The sequence below is a fragment of the Erwinia psychrophila genome (assembly GCF_039023475.1).
In the GTDB taxonomy this organism is placed as follows: Bacteria; Pseudomonadota; Gammaproteobacteria; order Enterobacterales; family Enterobacteriaceae; genus Erwinia.
On the sequence record NZ_JBCHVB010000001.1, the window covers coordinates 129,764 to 153,553 of the forward strand.

Below are 23,790 nucleotides of genomic sequence, written 5' to 3' on the forward strand. Positions count from 1 at the left end.
TCCTTTTCAGATAGCAGAGTGATGTCCAACAGAATGCACTTCTCCCTGCCACAGTTTACCTTTTCGCCGGGCAATAACTAACTCTTCACCGCTGCCGCCCAGTACGACCTGCCTGCCGCTTTCATCCCAGAGCGCGCTTTTACCTGCGCTCTGATAGCCGCCGGTCGGCAGGGCATGGTTCGCCATCAGCACCGCCATTTTGTAGTCACGCGACCAGCGGGCCAGATACTCGCAGTCGTTATGGTAGCCCTGCTCTGAAACCAGCACGCCAGTTGCATAGAGATTGGCGCCACGCTGCGCGGCGTCGCGGGCATAGGCTTCGACGCTGATATCGGCGCAGATCGCCATCGCCACATGGTGCTGCTGATAGCCAAACAGCGGCACGCTTTGTCCCGCCTTGAAAAACAATTTCTCCTCGCCAAACAGTTTACGTTTGCCGTAGGAGATGCGCGTCCCTTCCGGTAAGAAAGCCACGGCGGCGAGCAGCGTGTCCGGCCCGTCCAGCAGCGGCAGCCCGATCACAATCGCCATCTGGTGCGTGGCAGCCGCATCGGCAAACACCGCCAGCCGCGGATCGTCAAGAGACATCGCGAGAGAGGGAGCGAGGGCAAGCTCGTACCCGGTCAGGGAAAGCTCAGGAAAAATCAGTAAATCAACGCTGTGTTCGGCGGCCTGACGAACGAAGTCGAGATGGCGTGAAATATTCCAGTCAATTTCCCCGGAACGCGATCCCGACTGGGCGGCAGCAATACTCCAGACGGACATAGGTTCTCCTGCGGATTGGTGCGTAAGCCGCTATCTCAACCGAAGCGGCAGGGAAAAACAAGAGAAGAACGGGAAAACAGGACTATTTTTGCCGGGGTTCATAAGGCAGGCGGGACAGGCTCAGTGACGCCTGGCGATAGTGAGCCAGACGCTGGCGAAACCAGTCGCGCAGCGGTTCAGGCTGTTCACGCTCCACCATTTCGGCCACGACCGGCATATTGTAGCGCTCCTTAAAGGCCACGCCTGCCGCCGCCAGGTCAACGTTCACCTTGTCTTTCTCATCCTGAGGCAGTTCTGCCAGGTTGTAGTGCATGATTCTCTCCCGTTAGTCGCCGCAAAAATAAAGGAGTTAATGGGATTTCGCAAGTCTCCCGTGCGGTAACGCCCCGATCGGCTCGACACGCTATTTTAAGCGGGGTATTCTTGCCGCGTCACGCAGCACGCGAGCTGCTCAGATAAGGATAATACGATGTTGACGCGTAAGATTTCTATGGTTTTGACTCTGGCTGTGATGGCTGCCGCTTCTTCCCCGCAGGCCTTGGCGCATGCGCATCTGAAAAGCCAGTATCCGGCGGCGGACGCCACCATGGAGGTGTCACCGCAGGCACTGACGCTCACCTTTTCGGAAGATATCGAGCCCGCCTTCAGCGGCGTTGAAGTGCTCGACAAAGCGCAGCAGCCGATGCCGCTGACGGAAGCGGAGCGTGCGCCGAAGCAGCATAATCAGCTGATCGTCCCGCTCGAAAAGCCGTTGGCCAGCGGGGATTATCAGGTGAAGTGGCATGTGCTTTCAGTTGATGGTCATAAAACCAAAGGGAACTATCGCTTCAGCGTGAAATAGAATGTCCCTCAGCCTCATATATGTCCTCCTGCGCTGGGTGCATTTCTCCGCGCTGATGGCGCTGGCGGGCAGCAGCCTCTTTTCGGTGCTGCTGGCGCCCCAGCCTTATGGTCAGCATATCGCCCAGCGCTGCCGCCAGCTTTCTGGCGGCAGCGCCATTGTCGCTCTGGTCAGTGCCCTGTTATTGCTGGCGGCGCAGACCGGCATGATGGGCGACGGCTGGCAGGATATTCTCCGTATAGCGATCTGGCAGGCGGTACTGCAAACGCATTTCGGCATGGTCTGGCAGTGGCAGCTTGCGGCAGCCTTAACAGGCGTCATGGCGTTCGCCCTGGCTGGCAGGGCGCGGCAGGGAATATATCTTTTCAGCGCGGCGGCGCAGCTGATTGGACTGGCCTTTACCGGCCATGCGACCCTGCTTGACGGCGTACCGGGTATATTTCAGCGAACTAACCAGGCGGTGCATCTGATAGCGGGTGCATTCTGGGCGGGTGGGTTACTGCCGGTGCTTTTCGTGATGGCGGATACGCGGCATCCGTCGCTGCGCGAGGCGGCCGTCCGTACGCTAATGCGCTTTTCAGCCTTCGGCCATCTGGCCGTGGCGCTGGTGGTGCTCAGCGGACTGATCAATGCGGTAATTATTCTGCCCGACTGGCCGCCCACCAGCTTCCAGCCCTACAGTCAGCTGCTGCTGCTTAAAACCGTGCTGGTGGCGATGATGTGCGGCCTGGCCCTCTGGAATCGTTACTGGCTGGTTCCCCGTTTTCAGCAACGCGGCGGCAATGCCGCTCATCAGTTTGTGCGGGCGACCTGTGCAGAGCTGATACTGGCGGGTGGCGTATTACTGCTGGTCAGCCTGTTCGCCACGCTGGAACCAGCCTGATTAACCCTTTTACTGCCTGCGATGCAGGTTCTCTACCGACCCAGGAAATAACCATGAAGAAACTGATTACACTGATACTTGCCATGAGTTTTTGCACCAGCGCACTGGCAGCGCAAATCATTACCGTCAGCCGTTTTGAGATGGGAAGGGATAACTGGGCGTTCAATCGTGAAGAAGTGATGCTGACCTGTACCAAAGAGGGGGCGCTGTTTGTGATCAATCCCGCCACGCTGATGCAGTATCCGCTGAATGAAAGCGCCGCCGCGCTGATCAAAAGCGGTCAGACTCAGGGCCAGTCGGTCAGCGTGATCCAGATCGAGGATCCTCAGCGTCCCGGCGAGAAGAAAAGCCTGGCGCCGGTAATTGCGCGCGCGCAGAAGCTGTGTGACTCAGCCTCTTAACTGCTTTCTTTTCCTTCTGGCAAAGGCTTCTCCAGGCTTTTGCCAGAGCGGGCAGTAAGTTATCTTTTTCTGCTGCAACTTCCTAACCCCGTTTATTCCGCCACGCTCACAAAGTTGGCATCTTTAGCCGCCTCGGGTAATACCTGGCTGGAAAACCGCCGCCGCTGTACTACCTTTTAAAGGGCAAGGCAACATTGCCTTCAATAATGCCAACTTTTAGCGCAAGGCTCCCTGAAAAGAGCCATTCCCCTGGACCGAAGACAGGACTCGTCTTCGGTCTTTTTTTATAGCACTCTGAAGACGTATTATAAAACCAAGTAAACCTTAACCCACCGGGTAATATCAAACCTCTTCCAAAATCGATAGCATAGGCTACCGCACAGCTGTGACGGATAAAAACCGATCCGGCGATATAAGGCCAGAGACGCGCTGCCTATTTGCTTTTTAAGCAGGCTTCACGCAGTATCGCGGTGGGCTGTTTTGCGCCAGGTTTTTATCGGATGGATGATTTCAGAGGAAAGTATGGGAACGATGTTAGCGCTGTTAGGCCTGGTGTTAGGGGCGTGGTCGGTACGCAGTATCTGCATTAAGCCGCAGAGTAATACCAGGAAGTTTCCCAAGGCTATTTTTGCAGGATTCTATTTTCTGGCCTTTGGTGGGCTTGCGGGTCAGGATGAGAATAAAGCAACCCTGGCGATAATCATGTTACTTGCCGGTGCGGCGGTTCAGTATTATTGCAATTCACGCTATAAATCCACACAGGAATAGCGGCAAACCGTTTCACAATAACAGCGAAGATCGTCAGAGAGTCCGCTTCTTAACCGGACATGGCCCGCCTTAAATAATCCTTTTAGGGAAAGGGAGTGAAGCGCTATTCGCGCATTCTCTGCTCAGGTTTAGTCAGAGGCTTGTCACAGGCGCTGGCCGTTTAGGCGGCTGGTGGGGTTGGCGCCAGGCCAGCCCTGCTCAACCAACAGGCTTGCCCCTTTTCGCCTCTCCTTGTATATCCCCCAACAACCCTTTACCCTGACAGGGCAGCAATGGAGCGCGACTCCCGCGAATGGCCTGACTGCCCGGAGCCAATTTAATGAAAAATGAGAAAGAAATTTCGATCGACCAGTTTACCGAAGCGGAAAAAGAACTGGTCGCGGCTAAGGTCAAACAGCTGACCCTGAAACTGGCGCATCTCGCGAGTAAAAAGGAAGAGAAAGAGATCCTGAAAGAGGCCAAGCGCCTGGTGATGAAAGATCGCGTGGTGAAGGAGAGCACCAAAGCGTTAATCGCCAAAAAGCCCCGCAAACCTGCAGCGGCGAAAGAAAGTGAAGTGAAGGCCTTTAACTGGTCGGCGTCACTGAGAAAAAACCCACGTGCGCTGAAGGAAAAATAACCACAGGCGGCGGCGCCAGATGTGACGCAAGTTCAGCGCTGGCGCATCACCAATCCCCATTTTTTTGCTTCAGCCCATCATCAGGTGGAGCATCCTTGCCATAACTTCTATCAGCAAAGCACTCCCCGTCAGTAACAGCAGCAGCATCAACCCTGATAGTTTGCGATCGCACATAGCCTGAGCCTTCCTCTGTCTGCGGACTGTCTATACTTTAGCGGGTAAAACCTGAACGGAACCTCAATACTTCGTGAACAGCCAGACAGGGTGTGATTATGGTTTATCAGTATCTGGACGGTGAAAACTGGCGGCATATTTATATCGTCGGCGACCTGCACGGCTGCCGGCGCATGCTGGATGAACAGCTCGTTGCCCATCATTTCGACCCGGACCAGGACTTGCTGGTTAGCGTGGGCGATCTGATCGATCGCGGGCCGGACAGCATGGGGTGCCTTTCGCTGCTCAGGGAGCCCTGGTTCCGCAGCGTACGCGGCAACCACGAGGAGATGGCGCTCAATGCCTTAAAGCAGGGGCAGCACCAGCAGTGGGCGATGAACGGCGGCGACTGGTTTTACCATCTTGAAGGGATGCGCATGGTGGAAGCGAAGCACGCCATCAGCCGCTGCGCTGAGATGCCGCTTATCCTGCATATTCTGCAAAATGAGCGCATCGTTGTAGTGGCTCATGCCGACTATCCGGCAGATAAGTATGCCTGGGGAGCGGATATCGATGCGGCGAAGGTGGTCTGGAGTCGTGGACGGATTGAGCGCCTGCAAAGCGGTGGCGGAGGGGCGATAGGCGGCGCTGATGCCTTTTACTTTGGCCATACGCCGCTGCCGGAACCGCTGCACAGATTTAATCAGCACTTCATTGATACGGGTGCGGTGTTCGGTAACGAACTGACGCTGGCCCGCATCCAGTAACCCACGCCGGGCCGCCAGTCCTTACCGCCCGGACGGTTTATGAGGTAAATAATTTGCCATCCCGCACCAGTTCGCGCGGGTAGCTATTTTTAATCCTGCTGCCGACTTTCTTGGCAATACCCACAGGCTGCCGCTGGCAGGTCACGATCATCTCATCCGCAGGCAGATCGCGTTCCGGGTAAATATCTCGTCCTCTGTACCACTCTTCCGCTTCCGCGAGCGTCAGCTCAAAGGCGTTCGCTCCCTGACCGTCGCCAAAAGCGATAACCGCCTCGTGCTGCCACCGGTAGCCTTTCGGAAACGTCTCCGCCAGCTTCAGGCCAATACGTGAGAAACGCACTTTGCCCAGCAGCGGCTCAAGCGCCAGCGGAAAGAGCCAGATCTCTTTATCGCGCTGCCACAGGCTGTGCGATCCCTCATCCCATTTCAATCCGGCTTTATGTGCTGCGGCGGTGACCTCCTGCCGCTCTCTCGTGCGCATGGGCGAGAAGGGTAGCCGGCCAACTTTATAGGTCGGCAGCGGCATGGCTGGTACGCTCTCACGCTTACGGAGGCGGGCCACGAAGAAGCCTTCGCTGTCGAAAAGCTGCGGAAAAACGTGCAGAAAACCTTCCGGCGTCACGGCCCGATCGGCTCCGCTAAAGAGATCGTTCAGCGGTTCTATGACCACGGCCTCTGCATAGCGTGCCTGAAGCCAGGCAATCACCTGCTGGTTTTCACGCACATTAAGGGTACAGGTGGAGTAGATCAGCGTGCCGCCGGGGCGTAGCGCGTGAAAAGCGCTGTCGATCAATTCGCGCTGGGTTGCGGCAATATCTTCCGTGCTCGCTTCCGACCAGTTACGCAGGGCATCCGGGTCTTTACGGATCACGCCTTCGCCAGAACAGGGCGCATCCAGCAGTACGGCGTCAAAGCTTTCCGGCAGCGCCGGGCCAAATACGCGGCCATCAAAGTGGGTCAGGGCGGTGTTACTGACGCCGCAGCGGCTCAGGTTGGCATGCAGCACTTTTACGCGGCTGGCGGAATACTCATTGGCAAGAATCGCGCCCTTGTTCTGCATTCTTGCTGCGATTTGGGTCGTTTTTGACCCTGGCGCGGCTGCCATATCCATTACCCGCTCAGGGAGCGTGCCGGCGCTGAACAGCGCCGCGACCGGCAGCATGGAACTCGCTTCCTGAATATAGTAGAGACCGGCAAGATGTTCGGCAGTGCTGCCCAGCGGCAGGTCGTCTGCATCCGTACGGCTTATCCAGAAACCTTCACTGCACCAGGGGATCGGCGTCAGGGCCCACCGGTAGGGCTCCACCAGCGTCAGAAAGTCAGCCACGCTGATTTTGAGCGTGTTAACGCGGATACTGCGGCGCAGAGGCTGCTGGCTGATGGCGATAAAGCGATCGAAGTCCGCTGCATCAGGCAGCAGTTCGCGCATCTGATCCAGGAAGGCGTCGGGAAAAAAGAGACGAGAAGATGAGGACACTGAAAAATTCCGCTGGGAAAAAGTGAGCGGCAGTTTAGCACAGACGGGTGGGCTAGAAAAAACGGACAGCGAGGCTGTCCGTTTGAGGTGAGGCTATGCTGCCTTCAGAGAAAATGGGTCAGCGTCGTCATCTGTGTGGCCAAACGCCTGCGGATTGCTCCGCAGGCGGCTGAGATTACTTGCCAGGAATCGCCGTTCCCCATTTACGCCACCCTTCCGGCTCCTCTTCTTCCAGCAGATAATGCTTGCCGGAGGTGGCCTGAGGCGCCAGCGGCACCGTTGGCGGCGTGGCAAAGGCGATGCCGCCCTGAATAAACTGCTGGAAGGTACCGGTCTTCACGACCCCGCCAATCAGGCCAAACTTCAGGTTGTAGCCCGAGGCGAGCCAGAATACCGAGTTATTCCGCACCAGATGCTGGTACTTTTTACTGATACGCAGCGTGATCTGAACACGGTCAGCCATGGCGCCGAGCGATGTACCTGTAACCGTACCGACCTCAATACCGCGGAACAGCACCGGCGTTCCGACAGAGAGCGATCCGCCTTCAGGCGCATCCAGCACCACGTTGAGGCCGTCCAGATAGCGGGCGTCGGTGATGGTGGACTCCTGAAGCTCAAAGCTGCGCTGTGCACGGCCTTTTCCAGGATCGACGTTGATATAAGGCTGAATTAGCGTATCCAGATGCTTCACGCCCGTCGCGGAAATTTCCGGTGATACCACCGAGAAGCGGCTGCCGATGCGGGCAAAGTCCTGCACATATTCCGGATAGAGAACGGCTTTCGCTACCACCAGGTTTTTATCCGGGCTGAGCGCCAGGGATTCAAGCTGGCCAATGGTAATGCCCAGATAGCGAATCGGCATCCCCGCAGAGAGCTTGCTGGCGTCATAGGTCCGTAGCGCGATCTGGCTGCCGACCGCACGGGCCGCCGTTTCCGAATCATAAAGTACGCGTTTATCCTTGCTGTTGAGCCCCGCGCCGGCGCCTGAGAGGTTATCGAAGCTGATGGCACCTTTCAGCGCACGGTTCAGCGGTGAAGCCTGCACGGTCAGACCGCTGGCATTAACCTGGACGCGGGCGCCGCCCTCGGCCCAAAAGACGCTGTTCCCGGAAAGCAGTTTACGGTATTCCGGTTTAACGTAGACGAGGACGTCAAACTGGTTTGCTTTCGGGATCACATCGACAATCTCACCTACCTGAAACTTGCGGTAAAGCACAACTGACCCCGCCTGAATATCGGGCAGGCTATTGGCCGTCAGAGTGAGGGTGGTAGGCAGGCGGTCGGTGGTGATCCCTGCGGCCGCTTTGTCAGCATTGGCGTAGAGAGGATAGTTCTGCTGCGCTTTTCCTTTGCTGCCCGGCTCAAGACGTATGCCGCCATCGACCCATTCACGGGCGCTGGCGCCAATCACTTCCATGCCGTCCAGCCCCAGCTTGACGTCGAGGCGGCTGTTGATAATGAATTTGCTGTCGCCATGCACCAGATGGCGGTATTTGGGCGCTACGGCGAGGCTGAACTGCACACCTTGCTCCTTCAGGTCCCGGCTGACGATCTGACCGATGCGCATGCCGTGCAGCATCAGCGGCTGGCCCGCATCTATGCCGTAGCTCTCCGGAGCGGTCAACGTCAGTTCCAGCGCGTCAGGCTGCTGTAAAAGAGAGGCGTTGTCCGGCACAACGGTGAAATGTTTCTGCGGGTCGCCTTCACCCGGGATCAGCTCCAGCGTGTTGCCGGTGAGCAGGCTGCTCAGGCTGGTATCGTTCAGGCTGACCTTCGGGCTGCGCATCTCAATACGGGTGCCGGTGCGCATCAGGCCCGTTACCGAAGGATCGAGGGTCAGTTCACCGGTCACCTTACCGCCAGGGTTCAGGTTCAGCGCGGTCAGGGTGCCCACTTCCAGTCCCTGATACATCAGCGGCGTACTGTCCGCCTTGAGGTTTTTGCCATCGGGAAGGTCGAGCGTGACGATGACGCCGCGCTTGCTGTGGGCCAGATCCGGATAGAGATTATAGGTATCCTCGGATTTCGCCTGCGGCGAATCTTCCGGTGAGTCGAAGGCGATCGCACCGTTGACCAGCGCGGCCAGGCTCTCTAACTCTACCTTGGCGCCGCTCAGGCTCACATCCGCCTTCATGCCGGATACGTTCCAGAAGCGGCTCTCTTTTTTCACCAGGTTGGTGAAACGGCGTTCGATTAGCACATCTACCGTTACGCCCTGGTTGCCGGGGTTAATGCTGTAATCATAAACGCGGCCTACCGGGATCTTACGGAAGTAAACCAGCGAGCCGGTATTCAGTGAACCCAGGTCGTCGGTATGCATATGGATCAGCATCTCACCGGTATTGACGCGATATTTCGGCTGGGTATCCAGCGCCACGAAATGTTCACGCGGCTCGCCTTTGCCGGGCATCATGCCGATATAGTTCCCGCCTACCAGCGCGTCCAGGCCGGAGACGCCCGCCAGTGAGGCTTTTGGCGTGACCAGCCAGAACTGCGTATCCTGACGTAGCGCATCGCGCATATCGCTTTTGATGCTGGCCTTGATTTTGATCGTGCGCAGGTCATCGGTCATGCTGATGCCCTGTACCAGACCCACCTCCACGCCCTGATAGCGCACCGGCGTGCGTCCCGGCACAATGCCGTCCGCCGTAGCGAAATCAATGATAACCGTCGTGCCTCGCTCCTGGTAATTGGACCAGAGGAGCCAGCCTGCGATCAGCAACGCGATAAGCGGCAGCAGCCAGAACGGCGAAATCTTGCGCCGGCGTGTAATGCGCGCGTTAGTCGGTGTAGTCGGCGTTTCCTGTTGCATGTGCATCCCAAAGTAAACGGCTATCCAGCCACTCAACGGCAAGGATAGTGAGAATGACCGCGGCACCAAAATAGAAGGCGGCAGGTCCCATGGTAAAAGCCAGTAGCTGATCGCGATTGACCAGCGACATGGTTAACGAAATCACAAACAGGTCCAGCATAGACCAGCGTCCGATCCAGGTCACAACGCGCAACAGCCGGACGCGGGTTTTCAACCCCTGTTCACATTTGAAATGAATGCTGATCAGCAGCGTAAGCAGCACTATCACCTTGGTGAACGGCACAAGAATACTGGCGATAAACACCACAGCCGCGATCGGGATATTCCCTGAGGCGAGCGAGAGGATCCCCGAAAATAGGGTGTCTTCCTGCCGTGAACCGTTCAGATAGATAATAGAGATTGGCAGCAGATTCGCCGGGATCAAAAACACGATAGAGGCGATCAGCGCGGCCCAGGACTTTTGCAGGCTGAAGCGGCGGCGAAACCGCAACGGCGTATGGCAGCGGGGACAGCGCCCGCGATCGTCGGCAAGCCCGGTATGATGGCAGTTCAGGCAGACCTGTAGCTGTTCAGGCGATACGTTCGGCTGTGGCTGCGGATAAAACCGGTGCCACAGCTGCTCCACGTTGATATGGATCAGCGTCACCAGACTCAATATTGTCAGCAGGACGTAGGCAATCAGTCCGGGGCCTGGGTTAATGCTGGCGTAATCCTGCACTTTAATTGAGGCGACCGCGATGCCGACCAGATAGATATCGAGCATCACCCACTCTTTAAGGCGGTCAAGCATCAGAAGCACCGGACGCAGGTTCAGGCCGAACTGATGCCCGAAGTAGAGCCAGCCAATCGCCGCCACCAGGGTTACCGGCGCGCCGATCGTACAGAAGGCAACCATCGAAGCGGTAATTACGTTGCCCTGCTGCGCCATCTGGATAACGCCGCCCAGCAAACTGGCCCGAATCGTGGTCCCCAGTAGCCTGATGGTCATCAGCGGCTCGTTAAAAGCGAAAGGCATCAGCAGCAGCATAGTTACCGCCATGGCCGCAAGCCGGGTCATCGACCAGTCGCGGCCATTCAGGATACGGGCGTTGCAGCGGGGGCAGTGCGCGGACTGGTCAGATTTCACATCTGGTAAGGAAAAAAGGGTATCGCATTGGGGGCAACGCTGATAACGTGCCTGAGGCAGAGCATGACGAATGACGTGTATTTTCATAATCCTGACTATGCTGATGCCCGGACGGTGCAGGGCAGGGTTTGGCTGTGTACTTCGCCACTAAGCTACCAGGACACATCGCAGTCGTGCTTAAGGTCCAGACAAAACCAAGGGTATATTAACTAACGGAATGTTTCACCTTGTCCGTCTGGACTTTTAATGCTTATTTTATCAGTTGCGGTCATTACGGGCCGCATATCTCGTTTTCATAATGGTTAAAAAATGACAAAAACAGAATTTTATTCCGACCTCAACCGCGATCTGCGTGCGCTGATTGCCGGTGAAACCAGTTTCCTTGCGGCGATGAGCAACTGTAGCGCGCTGCTTTATGAACGGCTTGAGGGCGTGAACTGGGCTGGGTTTTATCTGTTAACCGAAGCCAATACGCTGGTGCTGGGACCTTTCCAGGGCAAAATCGCCTGCGTGCGTATTCCCGTGGGTAAAGGCGTTTGCGGTACTGCCGTGGCGGAAAGCACCGTGCAGCGCGTTCAGGACGTGCATGCGTTTCCTGGCCATATCGCCTGCGACGCCGCCAGCAATTCCGAAATCGTCCTGCCGCTGGTGGTCAACGGTGAGACCATCGGCGTGTTAGATATCGACAGCGTTGAATATAACCGCTTCGATCAGGAAGACGAAGAAGGCCTGAAAACCCTGACTGACGGGTTGTGCGATCTCCTCGCCAAATCCGATGTGGAAAAATTTATTCACATGAAACGTAGCTAAAGCGCTGGATAACGTAGCATTTGCCGATGGGGTCATTATAATGACGCCTGTTCATGCCTGCGCTGATTGGCAAACCCGTTGTAATCAGGAAATTTCATGGAAAATCAACCTAAGTTGAATAGCAGCAAAGAAGTTATCGCCTTTCTGGCCGAGCGCTTTCCTCAATGTTTCAGTGCCGAAGGCGAAGCAAAGCCGCTGAAGATCGGAATCTTTCAGGATTTAGTCGATCGTGTACAGGGAGAAATGAACCTGAGTAAGACTCAGCTTCGCTCCGCGTTACGTCTGTACACGTCGAGCTGGCGTTATTTATACGGCATCAAAGCCGGTGCGACCCGCGTTGACCTTGACGGCAATGCCTGTGGCGTCCTTGACGAGCAGCACGTTGAACATGCGCGTAAGCAGCTGGAAGAGGCCAAAGCGCGCGTTCAGGCGCAGCGCGAGCAGCAGCAGGCGAAAAAACGCGAAGCGGGTAACGATGGCGCGCCACGTCGCCCCCGCAAGCCGGTGCGTAAACCTTCTGCCGAAGGCGAGCAGCCGCGTAAAGCTCAGAGCAAACCCGCCGCTGAGCGCGCGCCTTTGGCAGAACGTCAGCCACCGCGCAGCAAACCCGTCACCGATACGGCAGCATTGCAGATCGGCCAGCACATCAAAGTCACCGCGGGTAAAAGTGCGATGGATGCCACCATTCTTGAAATTACCAAAGATGGCGTCCGGGTACAGCTCACTTCCGGCATGGCAATGATAGTACGCGCAGAACACTTGCAGTTCTGATACGGAGGCCAGTCAGGGCATGAACAACTTTTTTAAAACCACCGTAATCGCTGGACTGCTGCTTGCCGGAAATGTTTTCGCCGCGGATACGCTTACCCGCGCCGACCAGATCCCTCAGCTTCATCAGGAACCGCAGCATGCGACCGTCAGTGAGCGCATCAGCTCACGCTTTACGCGTTCGCACTACCGGCAGTTCGACCTGGATAAGGCGTTCTCCGTAAAGATTTTTGACCGCTACCTCAATCTGCTCGACTACAGCCACAACGTGCTGTTGAGTTCAGATATTGCCCGGTATGCGGATAAGAAAGGCACCCTGGACGGCGAGTTAAAATCGGGCCAGCTGGATGTTTTTTATGATTTATATAACCTGGCGCAGAAGCGCCGGTTTGAACGCTATCAGTATGCGCTGAGCGTACTGAAAAAGCCGATGGACTTCAGCGGTCAGGATACCATCGATCTCGATCGCAGTAAGGCACCCTGGCCGAAGTCCACCGCCGAGCTTAATCAGCTCTGGGACGCCAAGGTCAAATATGACCAGCTGAGCCTCAAGCTGGCCGGCAAGGATGAGAAAGAAATCGGCGAAGTGCTCACCAAGCGCTATCAGTTTGCTATTCGCCGCCTGGCGCAGAGCAACAGCGAGGACGTGTTCCAGCTTGCGATGACGGCCTTCGCCCGCGAGATCGATCCTCATACCAGCTATCTCTCCCCGCGTAATACCGACCAGTTCAACACTGAAATGAGCCTGTCGCTTGAGGGGATCGGTGCCGTACTGCAGATGGATGAGGACTACACCGTCATCAACTCTCTGGTGGCCGGCGGACCTGCTGCCAAGAGTAAAGCCATCACCGTTGGCGATCGCATCGTTGGCGTGGGGCAGCCGGGTAAACCAATGGTGGATGTGATCGGCTGGCGGCTTGATGATGTCGTGGCGCTGATTAAAGGGCCAAAAGGCAGTAAAGTGCGGCTGGAAGTGCTGCCCGCCGGTAAGGGAACCAAAACCCGCACCCTGACCCTGACGCGCGAAAAGATCCGCCTTGAAGATCGTGCGGTGAAAATGTCCGTACATAACGTCGGCAGCAAAAAAGTGGGCGTTCTGGATATTCCCGGCTTTTATGTTGGCCTGACTGACGACGTTAAGGTGCAGCTGCAAAAGTTACAAAAGCAGAACGTCACCAGTATCGTAATCGATTTACGTACCAACGGCGGTGGGGCGCTGACCGAGGCAGTATCGCTTTCCGGTCTGTTTATCCCGTCCGGCCCGATCGTCCAGGTACGCGATAACAACGGCAAAGTGCGTGAAGACAGCGACACTGACGGCACCGTCTTCTATAAAGGTCCGCTGGTAGTGCTGGTCGATCGCTTCAGCGCCTCCGCCTCGGAGATTTTTGCGGCGGCGATGCAGGATTATGGCCGCGCGCTGATTGTCGGCGAACCGACGTTCGGTAAAGGCACCGTTCAGCAATACCGCTCTCTGAACCGTATTTACGATCAGATGCTGCGACCTGAATGGCCTGCGCTGGGCTCCATCACCTATACGATCCAGAAATTCTACCGCATCAACGGCGGCAGTACCCAGCGTAAAGGGGTGACCCCGGATCTGCTGATGCCAACGGGCGTGGAAGCGGTTGAGACCGGCGAGAAGTTTGAAGATAATGCGCTGCCGTGGGACAGCATCAATGCTGCCACCTACGCCAAAACCGGCGATCTCAGTCCGCTGGAGCCGCTGCTGGTGAAAAACCATCAGGATCGCATCGCTAAGGATCGTGAGTTCCAGTACATCATCAAAGATATTGCCCGCTTCAACGCTCTGAAAGAGAAGCGCAATATGATCTCTCTTAATTACGCCGAGCGTGAAAAAGAGAACCATGAAGATGATGCGCTGCGGCTGGCGCGTATTAATGCGCGACTACAGCAGGAAGGCAAAAAGCCGCTGGCTACGCTTGACGATCTGCCAAAGGATTACAAAGAACCCGATCCTTACCTTGATGAAACGGTCAATATCGCCAATGACCTGGCGGAACTTGAGAAATCTCACCCCTCAACGGCCGCTCAGTAAACCGAAAGCACAGCGAAAGCTGTGCTTTTTTTTAACGTTTCCGCAGAGATTAACGCCGCCTTTTTGACCCGCTTTTACCTCGCTTCTTCCGCCGTTACCCTTGCTGCCAGCTCCCTGCGCCATTGAGTGTAAAGTTATGTCTTTATAAGCACTTAAAGTTCAAGAGTGCTTGAAATGTTTTTAGCAGCCCATAGGATAGTTATCCGCTACAGGCACAATTGTTTACTGAGGAAGATAAAATTTTATGATGCGTATTGCGCTTTTCCTGTTAACCAACCTTGGGGTGATGTTGGTGTTTGGGCTGATCCTCAGCCTGACAGGGATCCAGTCAAGCAGCGTTCAGGGCCTGATGATTATGGCAGGCCTGTTTGGCTTTGGCGGTGCGTTTGTTTCACTGCTGATGTCGAAATGGATGGCGTTGCGCTCCGTCGGCGGTGAAGTGATTGAACAACCCCGTACGGAGACCGAGCGCTGGCTGGTCCAGACCATCGCCCATCAGGCGCAGCAGGTGGGGATCGCTATGCCGCAGGTGGCGATTTACCACGCGCCTGACATTAACGCGTTTGCCACCGGCGCTCGTCGCGATGCCTCGCTGGTAGCGGTCTCCACCGGCCTGTTGCAGAATATGAGCCGGGATGAGGCTGAAGCGGTACTGGCGCACGAAATCAGCCATATCGCCAACGGCGATATGGTCACGATGACGCTGATCCAGGGCATTGTTAACACCTTTGTGATCTTTGTTTCACGCATTATTGCCCAGATCGCCTCTGGTTTTCTCTCCGGCAACCGGGATGGCGAAGGTGAAAGCAGCAACGGCAATCCGATGGTCTATTTTGCCGTGTCGATGGTGCTGGAGCTGGTCTTTGGTATCCTCGCCAGCATGATCACCATGTGGTTTTCGCGTCATCGCGAGTTCCACGCAGATGCCGGTTCTGCAAAACTGGTGGGCCGTGAAAAAATGATCGCCGCGCTTCAGCGACTGAAGACCAGCTACGAGCCGCAGGAAGCCAGCACCATGATGGCCTTCTGCATTAACGGCAAGTCGAAATCGATAAGCGAATTCTTTATGTCGCACCCGCCGCTGGATAAACGTATTGAGGCGCTGCGCAGCGGCCAGTACCTCAATTAAGCGGCAAACGTCGCAAAAACCGGCCTGATGGCCGGTTTTTTTACGCCTGAAAAACGTTAAGCGCCGGCGCGGGGCTGGGTCAGTCGGAAGACGCTGACGACGGCGGCTATCGCTGAGAAGCCGCCCGCCAGCAGTAAAGAGGCATGGGTGCCGTGGGAACCGAACAGATTAAACATCAGCGCCACCAGCGCGGCGCCCATGGTTTGCCCAAGCAGGCGGGCGGTGCCGAGCATGCCGCTGGCGCCTCCGCTGCGGTGCCGGGGCGCGGAAGAGATAATAGCGTGGTTGTTGGGCGACTGGAACAGCCCGAACCCCGCGCCGCACAACGCCATTCGCCAGATGATATCCGCATCGCCGGGCGACGCAGGGAGCAGCGCCAGCGCAAACAGCCCGGCGGCAAAGAGCGCCAGCCCGGCTCCCCCCAGCAGGCCAGCATGAAAGCGCTCTGTCAGCCTGCCGGCAAGCGGGGATACCACCATGGTAGCCAGCGGCCAGGGCGTCAGCAGTAGCCCGGTTGCCACTTCATCACGCAGCAGCACGGTTTGCAGGAAAAAGGGCAGTGAAACCATCGCCAGCATTTGAGCGCAGAAAGAGCAGACGGACGTGCCGATTGAAAGCGAGAACACCGGGATGCGGAAAAGATCGACCGGCAGCAGCGGAAAGGGCAGGCGAAGCTGGCGACGGATAAACAGAAATCCCACCACCAGCAGAGCAGCAACCTCCGTGAGGATCAGCGTTCCACTCTGCCCCTGAGCAAAACCGCTCAGGGCGGAGATGAGCAGGCCAAAGGTTAAAGCGTTCATCACGGCGCTGATGAGATCAAAACGCTGCCCCTTCGCTTTTTGCTGATTATCCGGCAGAAAGCGTAACGCGAGAAAGAAAGCCGCCAGACCAATGGGAATATTGATCAGAAACAACCAGTGCCATGTCGCGACTGAGAGGATGGCAGCGGCGACCGTGGGGCCGGCGGCGATAGAGACGGCAACAATCAGCGAGTTAATGCCCATGCCCCTCCCGAGGAAACGCTGCGGATAAATAATCCTGATCAGGGCCGTATTCACGCTCATCAGCGCCGCGCCGCCGAATCCCTGGAGAACGCGCGCAAAGGTGAGCATCTCCAGCGAAGTGGAAAAGGCACAGAACACCGACGTGCCGGTGAACAGCACCAGCCCCGCCTGATAAATACGCCGGTAGCCAACAATATCGCCTAAAAACGAAAGCGACAGCAGCGAGACGATAATGGCCAGCTGATAGGCGTTAACGATCCAGATCGACTCCGCCGGGCTAGCGTTCAGATCGCGGGCGATAGTCGGCAATGCAACGTTAGCGATGGCGCCATCAAGGACGGCAACCGTAATGCCAAGCGCGATGGCCATAATGGCCCCATAGCGTCGGGGAACGGGCAGGCCGTCAGGGTAAGATGTTTGCGGCATAGGCCTTACGGAATCAGAGAAGAGAGTCTGAGTATGCTAGTGATTTTTTTTGCACTTTTCCAACTGCGCGCCGTTAAAATTAACGCGGATTTGTTCACAATTATTCGACAGCCGTCGTTGCGCCTGTTATGGCGCAAAACGTATACTAGAAATAATGTTCCATTTTTTATAAAACACGTAAAGGATCCCTCATGGCTAGCGGTGATATGGATAAACAACCGGATGCGGTCTCTTCGGTAATGAAAGTCTTTGGGATTTTACAGGCGCTGGGGGAGGAGAGAGAGCATGGCATCACGGAGCTGTCCCAGCGGGTAATGATGTCTAAAAGCACCGTCTACCGTTTCCTGCAGACGATGAAATCCCTGGGCTACGTTTCCCAGGAAGGGGATTCAGAAAAATATTCCCTGACCCTGAAGCTGTTTGAGCTGGGCGCAAAAGCGCTTCAGAACGTGGATCTGATCCGCAGCGCGGATATTCAGATGCGCGAGCTTTCCCGCCACACCAAAGAAACAATTCATCTCGGTGCGCTGGAGGAAGACAGCATTGTTTATATTCATAAAATCGACTCCCTCTACAACCTGAGAATGTACTCGCGTATTGGCCGCCGTAATCCGTTACACAGCACCGCCATTGGAAAAGTGCTGCTGGCCTGGCGCGAGGTGGAAGAGGTGAAGGAGATTCTGGCCGATGTCGTCTTTAACCGCAGTACCGCCCGTACCGTGGGCAGCGCAGATGAGTTGATGCCGGTACTGGAGAGAGTCCGGGCTCAGGGGTTTGGTGAAGATAATGAAGAGCAGGAAGAAGGATTACGCTGCATAGCCGTTCCGGTATTCGACCGCTTCGGTGTGGTGATTGCCGGACTGAGTATTTCTTTCCCCACCATCCGCTTTGCGGAGGAGGAGAAAAGTGACTACGTGGCGATGCTTCATCAGGCCGCGAGAAAGCTTTCTGAGCAGATGGGCTACCACGACTACCCCTTCTGAAAAGCGGGGCCAGCAGGCGCTGGCCCCGGCGTTTAGTTGTCCACCACTTCGGTGCTTTTTCTTAAAAGCGGGCAGTCGGTGACGCCAACAATGCCGCTATCGGAATGCAGGTATTGCGCTGTGACCACGCCCCGGGCGGTCAGGTAGTGACACTGAAGACCCAGCCCGGCGACGTTGCTGGCGCTGCTGGTCAGTACGCCATAGCCTGTTACCAGCAGCGCAACCCAAATAAGAACAAAAAGCATGACAAGTCGAACTAAAAAACGCATTTCTACTCCTTAAAACTCAAATTCAGCCGTTCAGGCATTCCCGCCTCGCTGTAAGCACTTATCATAACAGCCGCACATCCAGGTTTCGCAGCATAACTTATGCCGGGAAACCTGGCCTTATGAAGGTTCTTAAAATCTTGCGCGCCCGCTGTCAATTTTACGGCGACAGGGTAGAATCTTTCCCCAGCATGCACCACACCGGGGATGCAGTAAAAGAAAGGCACTTCAGAGGCAACTATGACGATTACAAACGATGCGATGAGTCTGGCGTCAATGGGCTTTATGGTCCTGCTGGTCATCATTAGCCTGATTGCCTGGTTCTTTGTTAACCGGGCCAGCGTCCGGGCCAGCCAGCAGGTGCGCTTACTTGAGTCGCTGCTGGAAGAGCAGAAGCGTCAGAACGTGATGCTTCACCGGCTGACCGATGCGGTGGCGGGTAAAGAGAAAGTCGCCTCCGGCGGGGAAAGGGATAGTCAGGACTTTATCCGCCTGATCCCTGAGCGTTAACCCTCAGGGAAGGCAACCTACTATGGCATGGCAAAACCCCTGGTACGATCCGGGCAAAGCACATCATACCCCCAAGGGGTTTCGTAACCCGGAAGAGGAACTGAGAGCCCCCGGCGATCTGCAACGCTGGCGCCGGGAGCGCAAAGCGGCCGGACTGCCTTATCCCCCTGCGCTGGGTTACGATGGTTTTACCCGCCAATGGTGGCAGCAGGCGGATCTCAGCGGCAGCGATGAGGCAGTCTGGTGGCTTGGTCACGCCTCGCTGCTGCTCAGGACGGAAGGGCAGTACACCCTGATCGATCCCGTTTTATCCTCACGCGCATCTCCCGTCAGTTTTTTCGGGCCGAAGCGTAAAACACCTTCTCCACTGGCGCTGGAGCAACTCTCCTCTCTGGCCTGCGTGCTGATTTCCCACAGCCATTATGATCATCTCGATCGGCCCACCATCAAAAAGATTTTGCGCCGTTTTCCTGACGTCACCTTTATCGTGCCGCTGGGGCTGGAACCCTGGTTCCGCAGGCTGGGTGCCAGAAACGTTACCCAGCTGGACTGGTGGGAGACAACGCAGACCGCCGGACTGGCTATTCACGCCGTTCCTGCCCGGCACTGGAGTATGCGCACGCCCTTCGATCGTAACCGCTCGCTCTGGTGCGGCTGGGTGATCAAGAGCGACAGGTTAAGCTTCTGGTTTACCGGCGACAGCGGCTATACGGAGAATTTGCTTGAGATACCCCGCCGTCTGGGGCCGTTCAACCTGGCGGCCTTGCCGGTGGGGGCCTATGCGCCAGAATGGTTTATGCGCGGGCAGCATATGAACCCGACCGCCGCAGTATCGTTGCATAAGGCCTTGGGCGAGCCCGTATCCATACCTGTTCACTGGGGAGTCTTTGAGCTTGCCGATGAATCACTGGATGAACCCCCGGCAATGCTGGCGGAAGCGATGCGTATCGCGGAGATGGATAATCGGCGATTCCGCGCCTGGCGAATAGGTGAAAAGAGATCGCTGAATAAGCTCACCCAGGAATATTCCTAAAACACTTAATTTGCCCGGAGCAGATTTAGCGTTTCATCTCAAATAATACAAATAGCCTGAAGACAGGACCGCAAATTAATTTAGCCCACTTTTTGCCTTTTAATGGGGCAGTGGGAATACAGTTTCCTGATTTTGGTGCAATTTAAAATTTCAGGCTGTACCTGAGCTTTTTTTTTGTACAGTTTTCTTTGGTAAACATTCGCTGAATGCGTACGCATTAAAAAAGAATGCGTCAGGTCCGGCTATGCCATATTTATGCAATACTTTTCCCCGATACTGACAGCAGGACTTATCAGGGAATAGACATAAAGCCACCGGCAGGGTAAGCTGGTGCCACTATTTTGAGAGAAGAATGGGCGGCGATAAACGGCCTTCAGGGCGCGACGTTTTCAGCCTGTCAGACATACAGATGCATTCTGTGCTTTATTCGATTCAATTCTGTGCGACGTCTCTATCACTGTTTAAAAATGACTTGCCATTAATTAACGGATATGTGATAACGCTTTAAGATAAAACGAGGTACAGCTCTGTTTATGTATGGCATCTTCAGTAAAGAAGTTTCGAGTAAAGACGTTGACGTTGAATACCGCTTCCTTGCCGAGCCTTAATTCATGCCTCATGCAGTAATGTCTCTGGTTTTTTTGTACGTCAAGCCTCCGGGCGAATAAACTCTCTAAGGAATTTGCAAAATGGCAAAGATTAAAGGTCAGGTTAAGTGGTTCAACGAGTCTAAAGGTTTTGGTTTCATCACCCCAGCAGACGGCAGCAAAGATGTATTCGTACATTTCTCTGCAATTCAGGGTAATGGCTTCAAAACGCTGGCCGAAGGCCAGAACGTTGAGTTCGAAATTCAGGACGGCCAGAAAGGCCCTGCTGCTGTGAACGTTACCGCTATCTAATTTTCGATCTGAGCCTGCTCTTGCCCGCGTGGCGAGTCACCAGGCACGCATCTGAATGCTAAAGCCCTGCCGGAAACGGCGGGGCTTTTTCATGGGCTCAGGAAAAGCGTGCCGCTGTCCGTCAGTTTCCGGTAAACTTCCGCCGTGTCCCTTTCCCGGAGAGTTGTTATGTCGTACCAGTGCCCCCTTTGCCATTCCCCTCTGCATCAGGAGGCGTCGCTGTGGCGATGCAGCAACAGACATCAGTTTGACCGGGCGAAAGAGGGTTACGTTAACCTCCTGCCGGTACAGCATAAGCGCTCACGCCAGCCGGGAGACAGTGCCGATATGATGCTGGCGCGGCGGGAGTTCCTGGATGCCGGGCACTATCAACCTTTGCAGCAGAAGGTCGGCGATATCTTCAGCCGGATCCTGCCGCCGACGGCGACAAGCGTGCTGGATATCGGCTGCGGCGAGGGCTATTACACCCATGCTGTGGCAGCAAAGTTGCAGGCGCGCGGCGAGGCGGAGGTTTATGGCCTGGATGTCTCGAAGGTCGCCGTTCGCTATGGTGCCCGCCGCTACCACAATGTGGAATTTTGCGTGGCCTCCAGCCACCGTCTGCCGTTCCCGGACGCGCAGTTTGATGCCGTGCTGCGCATTTATGCGCCCTGTAAGGCGAAAGAGCTTTTCAGAGTGGTAAAAGAGAATGGCTATGTGCTTACCGTTACGCCGGGTCCGCGTCATCTGATCCAGTTTAAGGCGCTTATTTATCAGGACGTGAAGCTCCATGATGAAACGCCGGAGCAGATGGAGGGATTCGAGATGATTGAGCAGCACGCCCTCAACTATCCGATGCAGCTTAACAGCGAAGAGTCCGCCGCGCTGTTACAGATGACGCCGTTTGCCTGGCGCGCGCGTCCCGAGGTCTGGGGCGTACTGGCCACGACGCCGCAGTTCGACTGTGAAACCGATTTTACGCTGCGTCTCTGGCAGCGCAGGGCGACGCCAGAGGCTACTGCGCTGCCATAAAGTGGTAAATGCTTTCCAGGTCATCCAGTTTGCTGACGTGTATATAGAGTTTACGCTGTTCAAGTTCGATGACCAGCACGCCATCTTCTGAAAGATTCATGGTTTTGATGCGGTCGTAACCGATGAAGATATTGGCGTAGAAAAAGCCCTGCGGCTTGAACAGCAGCTTCGGCTGGCGTATCCAGAAGAGATAGATGGAGCAGAAGGCCAGCGCCATCAGCAGCGTGGTGGTCAGCCGGGTGCCGCCAGCCGTGATATTCTGATAAAGGAGAATGGCAATCAGCCCGACGAAAATCAGACTGTCGAGCTTGTTCCGCCGCTTCAGCAGGACTTTCAGGCGGGTTTCGCCCCGCAGGCGATCCATGATCAGCTCATCATAGACGGCATAGAGCAGAAACAGGGCGATAAACAGCACGATCACGTAGTCGGTTAATGACATCTCTTTTCCTCTGAAAAAACAGCCGGAAGAAGCCTCTGATAAGCGCCTTCCGGCTGGTCTCTGAGACGCCGGGGTCGCCCCCGGCGACGCGTTTACAGACCCAGCACGCCGATCCCGTAGCCGACGATACCGATAACGAAGAAGCCCATAATAATCCAGAGCGCATTGACCTTACGGCGCAGCAGCCACATACAGCCGAAGGTCAGGAGCAGCGGGATAAGGCCCGGCATCAGCTGATCGAGAATCGTCTGTACCGTAGTGACCGTTGTTTTCCCGGTCTGATCGGTAATGCGCGAGACCACCAGCGGCACATTCACATGCGTCCACTTGTTGACCAGCGCTCCCATGACAAAGAGGCCAAGAATGGACGCCCCCTCGGTCAGCTTTTGCAGAAAACCGCCGCCCATATCGCCTACGATATCGACCCCTTTGCGGTAGCCGTAGGCCACGCCGTAATAGCGTACCAGCAGGCGCACCAGGTTAAAGAGCACGAAGAAGAGGACAGGGCCAAGCAGGCTGCCGCTCATGGCGATGCCGGCACCGAGTGCGGCAAATACCGGGCGGACGGTTCCCCAGAAAATCGGGTCGCCCACGCCTGCCAGCGGCCCCATCAGGCCAACCTTGATGCCGTTGATGGCCGCATCATCGATTGGCGCACCGTTCGCACGTTGCTCTTCCATAGCCATGGTTACGCCCAGAACCGGCGCCGCCACGTAAGGATGGGTATTAAAAAACTCCAGATGACGCTTGATGGCCTGCTTGCGGTCATCATTATTTTCGGGATAGAGGCGACGGATTACCGGCACCATGGAGTAGCAGAAACCCAGCGCCTGCATACGTTCAAAGTTCCAGGAGCCCTGAAACAGATTGGAGCGAAGAAACACGCCGCGTACGTCGCCCGCCGTCAGTTTTTTCTGCGTGCCGGAGGCCGTTGTGGCAGTTGCTGCTGTGGTAGTCGTAGTGGTATCAACCATTTTGCTCACCCTTTGCCTAATCTAATTCGTTATCAAGGTCGTTTGCGACCGGGCCAGAGCCCTGCGCACCCGCCACGCGGTTATATTTCGGTGCCAGCTGGATGTAGAGCACCGCCATCACCACGCCAATCACGCCCAGCGCAACCAGGTTAAAGTCGGTAAAGGCGGCGGTCACGAAGCCCAGATAGAAGAAAGGCATCAGATAGCCCGCGCGCATCATATTGATAACCATCGCGTAACCGACCACTACGATCATGCCACCGGCGATATTCAGGCCGTTGGTCACCACGTCAGGGATCGACTCAAGCATGCCCTGTACAATGCTGGTGCCGACCGAGATCGCAACGATAAGGGCGGGAATAGCGATACGCATCGCCTGCAAAAACAGCGCCGACACATGGATCCAGGAAATCGCCGTCAGATTGCCTTTTTCCGCCGCCTTATCGGCCGCGTGCTGGAAGGCCACGGTGATTGTCCTGACGATGATGGTCAGGACCTGGCCCGCCGCTGCCAGCGGGATAGCCAGCGCAATACCGGCACCGACGCTCTGTCCACCGGCAATAACCAGAATGGTGGAGATAATGGAGGCGAGGGCGGCATCCGGTGCAACGGCGGCACCGATGTTCATCCAGCCGAGGGCGATCATTTCCAGCGTACCGCCGATAATGATGCCGGTTTTCACATCACCTAACACGAAGCCGATAAGCGTACAGGCCACCAGGGGGCGGTGAAACTGAAATTCATCAAGGATGGAGCCCATACCTGCGATACAGGCAACGATAAATATGAGCACAATCTGAAGAGTGGTAATCTCCATTGCACTTCTCCTCTGTCATTCGAATACTGAGTTAAGCCTGAGATATC

The 23,790-nt window shown here is 55.9% G+C and carries 26 protein-coding genes; 16 read left to right on the top strand and 10 right to left on the bottom strand.

All coding sequences use genetic code 11. From position 1 onward, the window contains the following. Positions 1–6: 6 nt before the first annotated feature. Both AAH446_RS00610 and AAH446_RS00615 read right to left on the bottom strand, forming a co-directional pair. Positions 7–765 carry a carbon-nitrogen hydrolase family protein gene (locus tag AAH446_RS00610; protein ID WP_342904795.1) on the bottom strand — a complete coding sequence of 253 codons (759 nt, stop codon included), beginning with the start codon at positions 763–765 and terminating at the stop codon, positions 7–9. Between the two features lie 82 nt (positions 766–847). Next, a complete protein-coding gene (locus AAH446_RS00615) occupies positions 848–1,078 on the bottom strand; it encodes a DNA polymerase III subunit theta (protein ID WP_342904796.1) in 231 nt (76 codons plus the stop codon). A gap of 156 nt (positions 1,079–1,234) precedes the next feature. Between AAH446_RS00615 and yobA the strand changes: the two genes are divergently transcribed. From yobA to AAH446_RS00645, 6 genes are all read left to right on the top strand, one after another. After that, positions 1,235–1,606: a CopC domain-containing protein YobA gene (gene yobA / locus AAH446_RS00620; RefSeq protein ID WP_342904797.1), complete on the top strand. Its 372-nt coding sequence runs from the start codon at positions 1,235–1,237 to the stop codon at positions 1,604–1,606. A gap of 1 nt (position 1,607) precedes the next feature. Then, on the top strand, positions 1,608–2,489 hold the full coding sequence (copD, locus tag AAH446_RS00625; protein ID WP_342904798.1) for a copper homeostasis membrane protein CopD: 882 nt from the start codon (positions 1,608–1,610) through the stop codon (positions 2,487–2,489). Between the two features lie 53 nt (positions 2,490–2,542). Further along, entirely contained in the window at positions 2,543–2,890 is a 348-nt protein-coding gene (locus AAH446_RS00630; protein ID WP_342904799.1) for a YebY family protein, read from the top strand. Positions 2,891–3,412: 522 nt separating this feature from the next. Next, positions 3,413–3,658 (top strand): hypothetical protein, encoded by a 246-nt coding sequence (locus AAH446_RS00635; RefSeq protein ID WP_342904800.1) that lies wholly within the window; start codon positions 3,413–3,415, stop codon positions 3,656–3,658. 319 nt (positions 3,659–3,977) lie between these two features. Next, complete coding sequence (locus AAH446_RS00640) at positions 3,978–4,277, top strand: hypothetical protein (protein ID WP_342904801.1); 300 nt, start codon at positions 3,978–3,980, stop codon at positions 4,275–4,277. Positions 4,278–4,549: 272 nt separating this feature from the next. Next, positions 4,550–5,197, top strand: a complete 648-nt coding sequence (locus AAH446_RS00645) for a metallophosphoesterase (RefSeq protein WP_342904802.1) — start codon at positions 4,550–4,552, stop codon at positions 5,195–5,197. Between the two features lie 37 nt (positions 5,198–5,234). On the opposite strand, the gene rsmF is transcribed toward AAH446_RS00645, so the two are convergent. The 3 genes from rsmF to yebS form a co-directional block, all read right to left on the bottom strand. Beyond that, positions 5,235–6,674 carry a 16S rRNA (cytosine(1407)-C(5))-methyltransferase RsmF gene (rsmF, locus tag AAH446_RS00650; RefSeq protein WP_342904803.1) on the bottom strand — a complete coding sequence of 480 codons (1,440 nt, stop codon included), beginning with the start codon at positions 6,672–6,674 and terminating at the stop codon, positions 5,235–5,237. Positions 6,675–6,849: 175 nt separating this feature from the next. Next, complete coding sequence (locus AAH446_RS00655; RefSeq protein WP_342904804.1) at positions 6,850–9,486, bottom strand: PqiB family protein; 2,637 nt, start codon at positions 9,484–9,486, stop codon at positions 6,850–6,852. Then, a complete protein-coding gene (yebS, locus tag AAH446_RS00660) occupies positions 9,455–10,699 on the bottom strand; it encodes a membrane integrity lipid transport subunit YebS (RefSeq protein WP_342904805.1) in 1,245 nt (414 codons plus the stop codon). The genes AAH446_RS00655 and yebS overlap by 32 nt, the downstream gene beginning before the upstream one ends. 222 nt (positions 10,700–10,921) lie before the next feature. Here yebS and AAH446_RS00665 point away from each other — a divergent pair, with 222 nt between their 5' ends. From AAH446_RS00665 to htpX, 4 genes are all read left to right on the top strand, one after another. After that, entirely contained in the window at positions 10,922–11,422 is a 501-nt protein-coding gene (locus AAH446_RS00665; RefSeq protein ID WP_342904806.1) for a GAF domain-containing protein, read from the top strand. A gap of 96 nt (positions 11,423–11,518) precedes the next feature. Next, positions 11,519–12,193 carry an RNA chaperone ProQ gene (gene proQ, locus AAH446_RS00670; RefSeq protein WP_342904807.1) on the top strand — a complete coding sequence of 225 codons (675 nt, stop codon included), beginning with the start codon at positions 11,519–11,521 and terminating at the stop codon, positions 12,191–12,193. A gap of 19 nt (positions 12,194–12,212) precedes the next feature. Beyond that, the gene (gene prc, locus AAH446_RS00675; RefSeq protein WP_342904808.1) at positions 12,213–14,249 is read left to right on the top strand and encodes a carboxy terminal-processing peptidase; all 2,037 of its coding nucleotides are present in this window, start codon (positions 12,213–12,215) and stop codon (positions 14,247–14,249) included. Between the two features lie 244 nt (positions 14,250–14,493). Beyond that, a complete protein-coding gene (gene htpX / locus AAH446_RS00680) occupies positions 14,494–15,378 on the top strand; it encodes a protease HtpX (RefSeq protein ID WP_342904809.1) in 885 nt (294 codons plus the stop codon). A gap of 56 nt (positions 15,379–15,434) precedes the next feature. Here the strand turns inward: htpX and AAH446_RS00685 are convergent, their stop codons facing one another. Continuing rightward, entirely contained in the window at positions 15,435–16,811 is a 1,377-nt protein-coding gene (locus AAH446_RS00685) for an MFS transporter (RefSeq protein WP_342904810.1), read from the bottom strand. Positions 16,812–17,002: 191 nt separating this feature from the next. On the opposite strand from AAH446_RS00685, the gene kdgR reads away from it, so the two are divergent. Further along, entirely contained in the window at positions 17,003–17,794 is a 792-nt protein-coding gene (gene kdgR, locus AAH446_RS00690) for a DNA-binding transcriptional regulator KdgR (RefSeq protein WP_342904811.1), read from the top strand. Positions 17,795–17,826: 32 nt separating this feature from the next. On the opposite strand, the gene AAH446_RS00695 is transcribed toward kdgR, so the two are convergent. Then, complete coding sequence (locus AAH446_RS00695; RefSeq protein ID WP_342904812.1) at positions 17,827–18,063, bottom strand: YobH family protein; 237 nt, start codon at positions 18,061–18,063, stop codon at positions 17,827–17,829. Positions 18,064–18,300: 237 nt separating this feature from the next. Here AAH446_RS00695 and AAH446_RS00700 point away from each other — a divergent pair, with 237 nt between their 5' ends. The 5 genes from AAH446_RS00700 to rlmA all read left to right on the top strand — a co-directional run bounded on the left by AAH446_RS00700 (position 18,301) and on the right by rlmA (position 21,513). Continuing rightward, positions 18,301–18,570: a YebO family protein gene (locus tag AAH446_RS00700; RefSeq protein ID WP_342904813.1), complete on the top strand. Its 270-nt coding sequence runs from the start codon at positions 18,301–18,303 to the stop codon at positions 18,568–18,570. Positions 18,571–18,592: 22 nt separating this feature from the next. Next, a complete protein-coding gene (locus tag AAH446_RS00705) occupies positions 18,593–19,603 on the top strand; it encodes an MBL fold metallo-hydrolase (RefSeq protein ID WP_342904814.1) in 1,011 nt (336 codons plus the stop codon). A 533-nt stretch (positions 19,604–20,136) separates the two neighbouring features. After that, positions 20,137–20,211 carry a DUF2627 domain-containing protein gene (locus AAH446_RS19710; RefSeq protein ID WP_428946306.1) on the top strand — a complete coding sequence of 25 codons (75 nt, stop codon included), beginning with the start codon at positions 20,137–20,139 and terminating at the stop codon, positions 20,209–20,211. Between the two features lie 81 nt (positions 20,212–20,292). Beyond that, complete coding sequence (cspE, locus tag AAH446_RS00715; protein WP_001062678.1) at positions 20,293–20,502, top strand: transcription antiterminator/RNA stability regulator CspE; 210 nt, start codon at positions 20,293–20,295, stop codon at positions 20,500–20,502. Positions 20,503–20,670: 168 nt separating this feature from the next. After that, positions 20,671–21,513, top strand: a complete 843-nt coding sequence (rlmA, locus tag AAH446_RS00720) for a 23S rRNA (guanine(745)-N(1))-methyltransferase (RefSeq protein ID WP_342904815.1) — start codon at positions 20,671–20,673, stop codon at positions 21,511–21,513. Here rlmA and AAH446_RS00725 read toward each other — a convergent pair. The 3 genes from AAH446_RS00725 to AAH446_RS00735 all read right to left on the bottom strand — a co-directional run bounded on the left by AAH446_RS00725 (position 21,497) and on the right by AAH446_RS00735 (position 23,743). After that, on the bottom strand, positions 21,497–21,952 hold the full coding sequence (locus AAH446_RS00725) for a DUF986 family protein (RefSeq protein ID WP_342904816.1): 456 nt from the start codon (positions 21,950–21,952) through the stop codon (positions 21,497–21,499). The genes rlmA and AAH446_RS00725 overlap by 17 nt on opposite strands. A 92-nt stretch (positions 21,953–22,044) precedes the next feature. Further along, a complete protein-coding gene (locus AAH446_RS00730; RefSeq protein WP_342904817.1) occupies positions 22,045–22,926 on the bottom strand; it encodes a PTS mannose transporter subunit IID in 882 nt (293 codons plus the stop codon). A gap of 16 nt (positions 22,927–22,942) precedes the next feature. Continuing rightward, positions 22,943–23,743, bottom strand: coding sequence for a PTS mannose/fructose/sorbose transporter subunit IIC (locus tag AAH446_RS00735; RefSeq protein WP_342904818.1), 801 nt, complete (start codon positions 23,741–23,743; stop codon positions 22,943–22,945). Positions 23,744–23,790: the final 47 nt, after the last annotated feature.

Coding starts and splice junctions, on each gene's coding strand:
- AAH446_RS00610 (WP_342904795.1), bottom strand. CDS start 765: ATGTCCGTCTGGAGTATTGCTGCCGCCCAGTCGGGATCGCGTTCCGGG.
- AAH446_RS00615 (WP_342904796.1), bottom strand. CDS start 1,078: ATGCACTACAACCTGGCAGAACTGCCTCAGGATGAGAAAGACAAGGTG.
- yobA (WP_342904797.1), top strand. CDS start 1,235: ATGTTGACGCGTAAGATTTCTATGGTTTTGACTCTGGCTGTGATGGCT.
- copD (WP_342904798.1), top strand. CDS start 1,608: ATGTCCCTCAGCCTCATATATGTCCTCCTGCGCTGGGTGCATTTCTCC.
- AAH446_RS00630 (WP_342904799.1), top strand. CDS start 2,543: ATGAAGAAACTGATTACACTGATACTTGCCATGAGTTTTTGCACCAGC.
- AAH446_RS00635 (WP_342904800.1), top strand. CDS start 3,413: ATGGGAACGATGTTAGCGCTGTTAGGCCTGGTGTTAGGGGCGTGGTCG.
- AAH446_RS00640 (WP_342904801.1), top strand. CDS start 3,978: ATGAAAAATGAGAAAGAAATTTCGATCGACCAGTTTACCGAAGCGGAA.
- AAH446_RS00645 (WP_342904802.1), top strand. CDS start 4,550: ATGGTTTATCAGTATCTGGACGGTGAAAACTGGCGGCATATTTATATC.
- AAH446_RS00655 (WP_342904804.1), bottom strand. CDS start 9,486: ATGCAACAGGAAACGCCGACTACACCGACTAACGCGCGCATTACACGC.
- yebS (WP_342904805.1), bottom strand. CDS start 10,699: ATGAAAATACACGTCATTCGTCATGCTCTGCCTCAGGCACGTTATCAG.
- AAH446_RS00665 (WP_342904806.1), top strand. CDS start 10,922: ATGACAAAAACAGAATTTTATTCCGACCTCAACCGCGATCTGCGTGCG.
- proQ (WP_342904807.1), top strand. CDS start 11,519: ATGGAAAATCAACCTAAGTTGAATAGCAGCAAAGAAGTTATCGCCTTT.
- prc (WP_342904808.1), top strand. CDS start 12,213: ATGAACAACTTTTTTAAAACCACCGTAATCGCTGGACTGCTGCTTGCC.
- htpX (WP_342904809.1), top strand. CDS start 14,494: ATGATGCGTATTGCGCTTTTCCTGTTAACCAACCTTGGGGTGATGTTG.
- AAH446_RS00685 (WP_342904810.1), bottom strand. CDS start 16,811: ATGCCGCAAACATCTTACCCTGACGGCCTGCCCGTTCCCCGACGCTAT.
- kdgR (WP_342904811.1), top strand. CDS start 17,003: ATGGCTAGCGGTGATATGGATAAACAACCGGATGCGGTCTCTTCGGTA.
- AAH446_RS00695 (WP_342904812.1), bottom strand. CDS start 18,063: ATGCGTTTTTTAGTTCGACTTGTCATGCTTTTTGTTCTTATTTGGGTT.
- AAH446_RS00700 (WP_342904813.1), top strand. CDS start 18,301: ATGACGATTACAAACGATGCGATGAGTCTGGCGTCAATGGGCTTTATG.
- AAH446_RS00705 (WP_342904814.1), top strand. CDS start 18,593: ATGGCATGGCAAAACCCCTGGTACGATCCGGGCAAAGCACATCATACC.
- cspE (WP_001062678.1), top strand. CDS start 20,293: ATGGCAAAGATTAAAGGTCAGGTTAAGTGGTTCAACGAGTCTAAAGGT.
- rlmA (WP_342904815.1), top strand. CDS start 20,671: ATGTCGTACCAGTGCCCCCTTTGCCATTCCCCTCTGCATCAGGAGGCG.
- AAH446_RS00725 (WP_342904816.1), bottom strand. CDS start 21,952: ATGTCATTAACCGACTACGTGATCGTGCTGTTTATCGCCCTGTTTCTG.
- AAH446_RS00730 (WP_342904817.1), bottom strand. CDS start 22,926: ATGGTTGATACCACTACGACTACCACAGCAGCAACTGCCACAACGGCC.
- AAH446_RS00735 (WP_342904818.1), bottom strand. CDS start 23,743: ATGGAGATTACCACTCTTCAGATTGTGCTCATATTTATCGTTGCCTGT.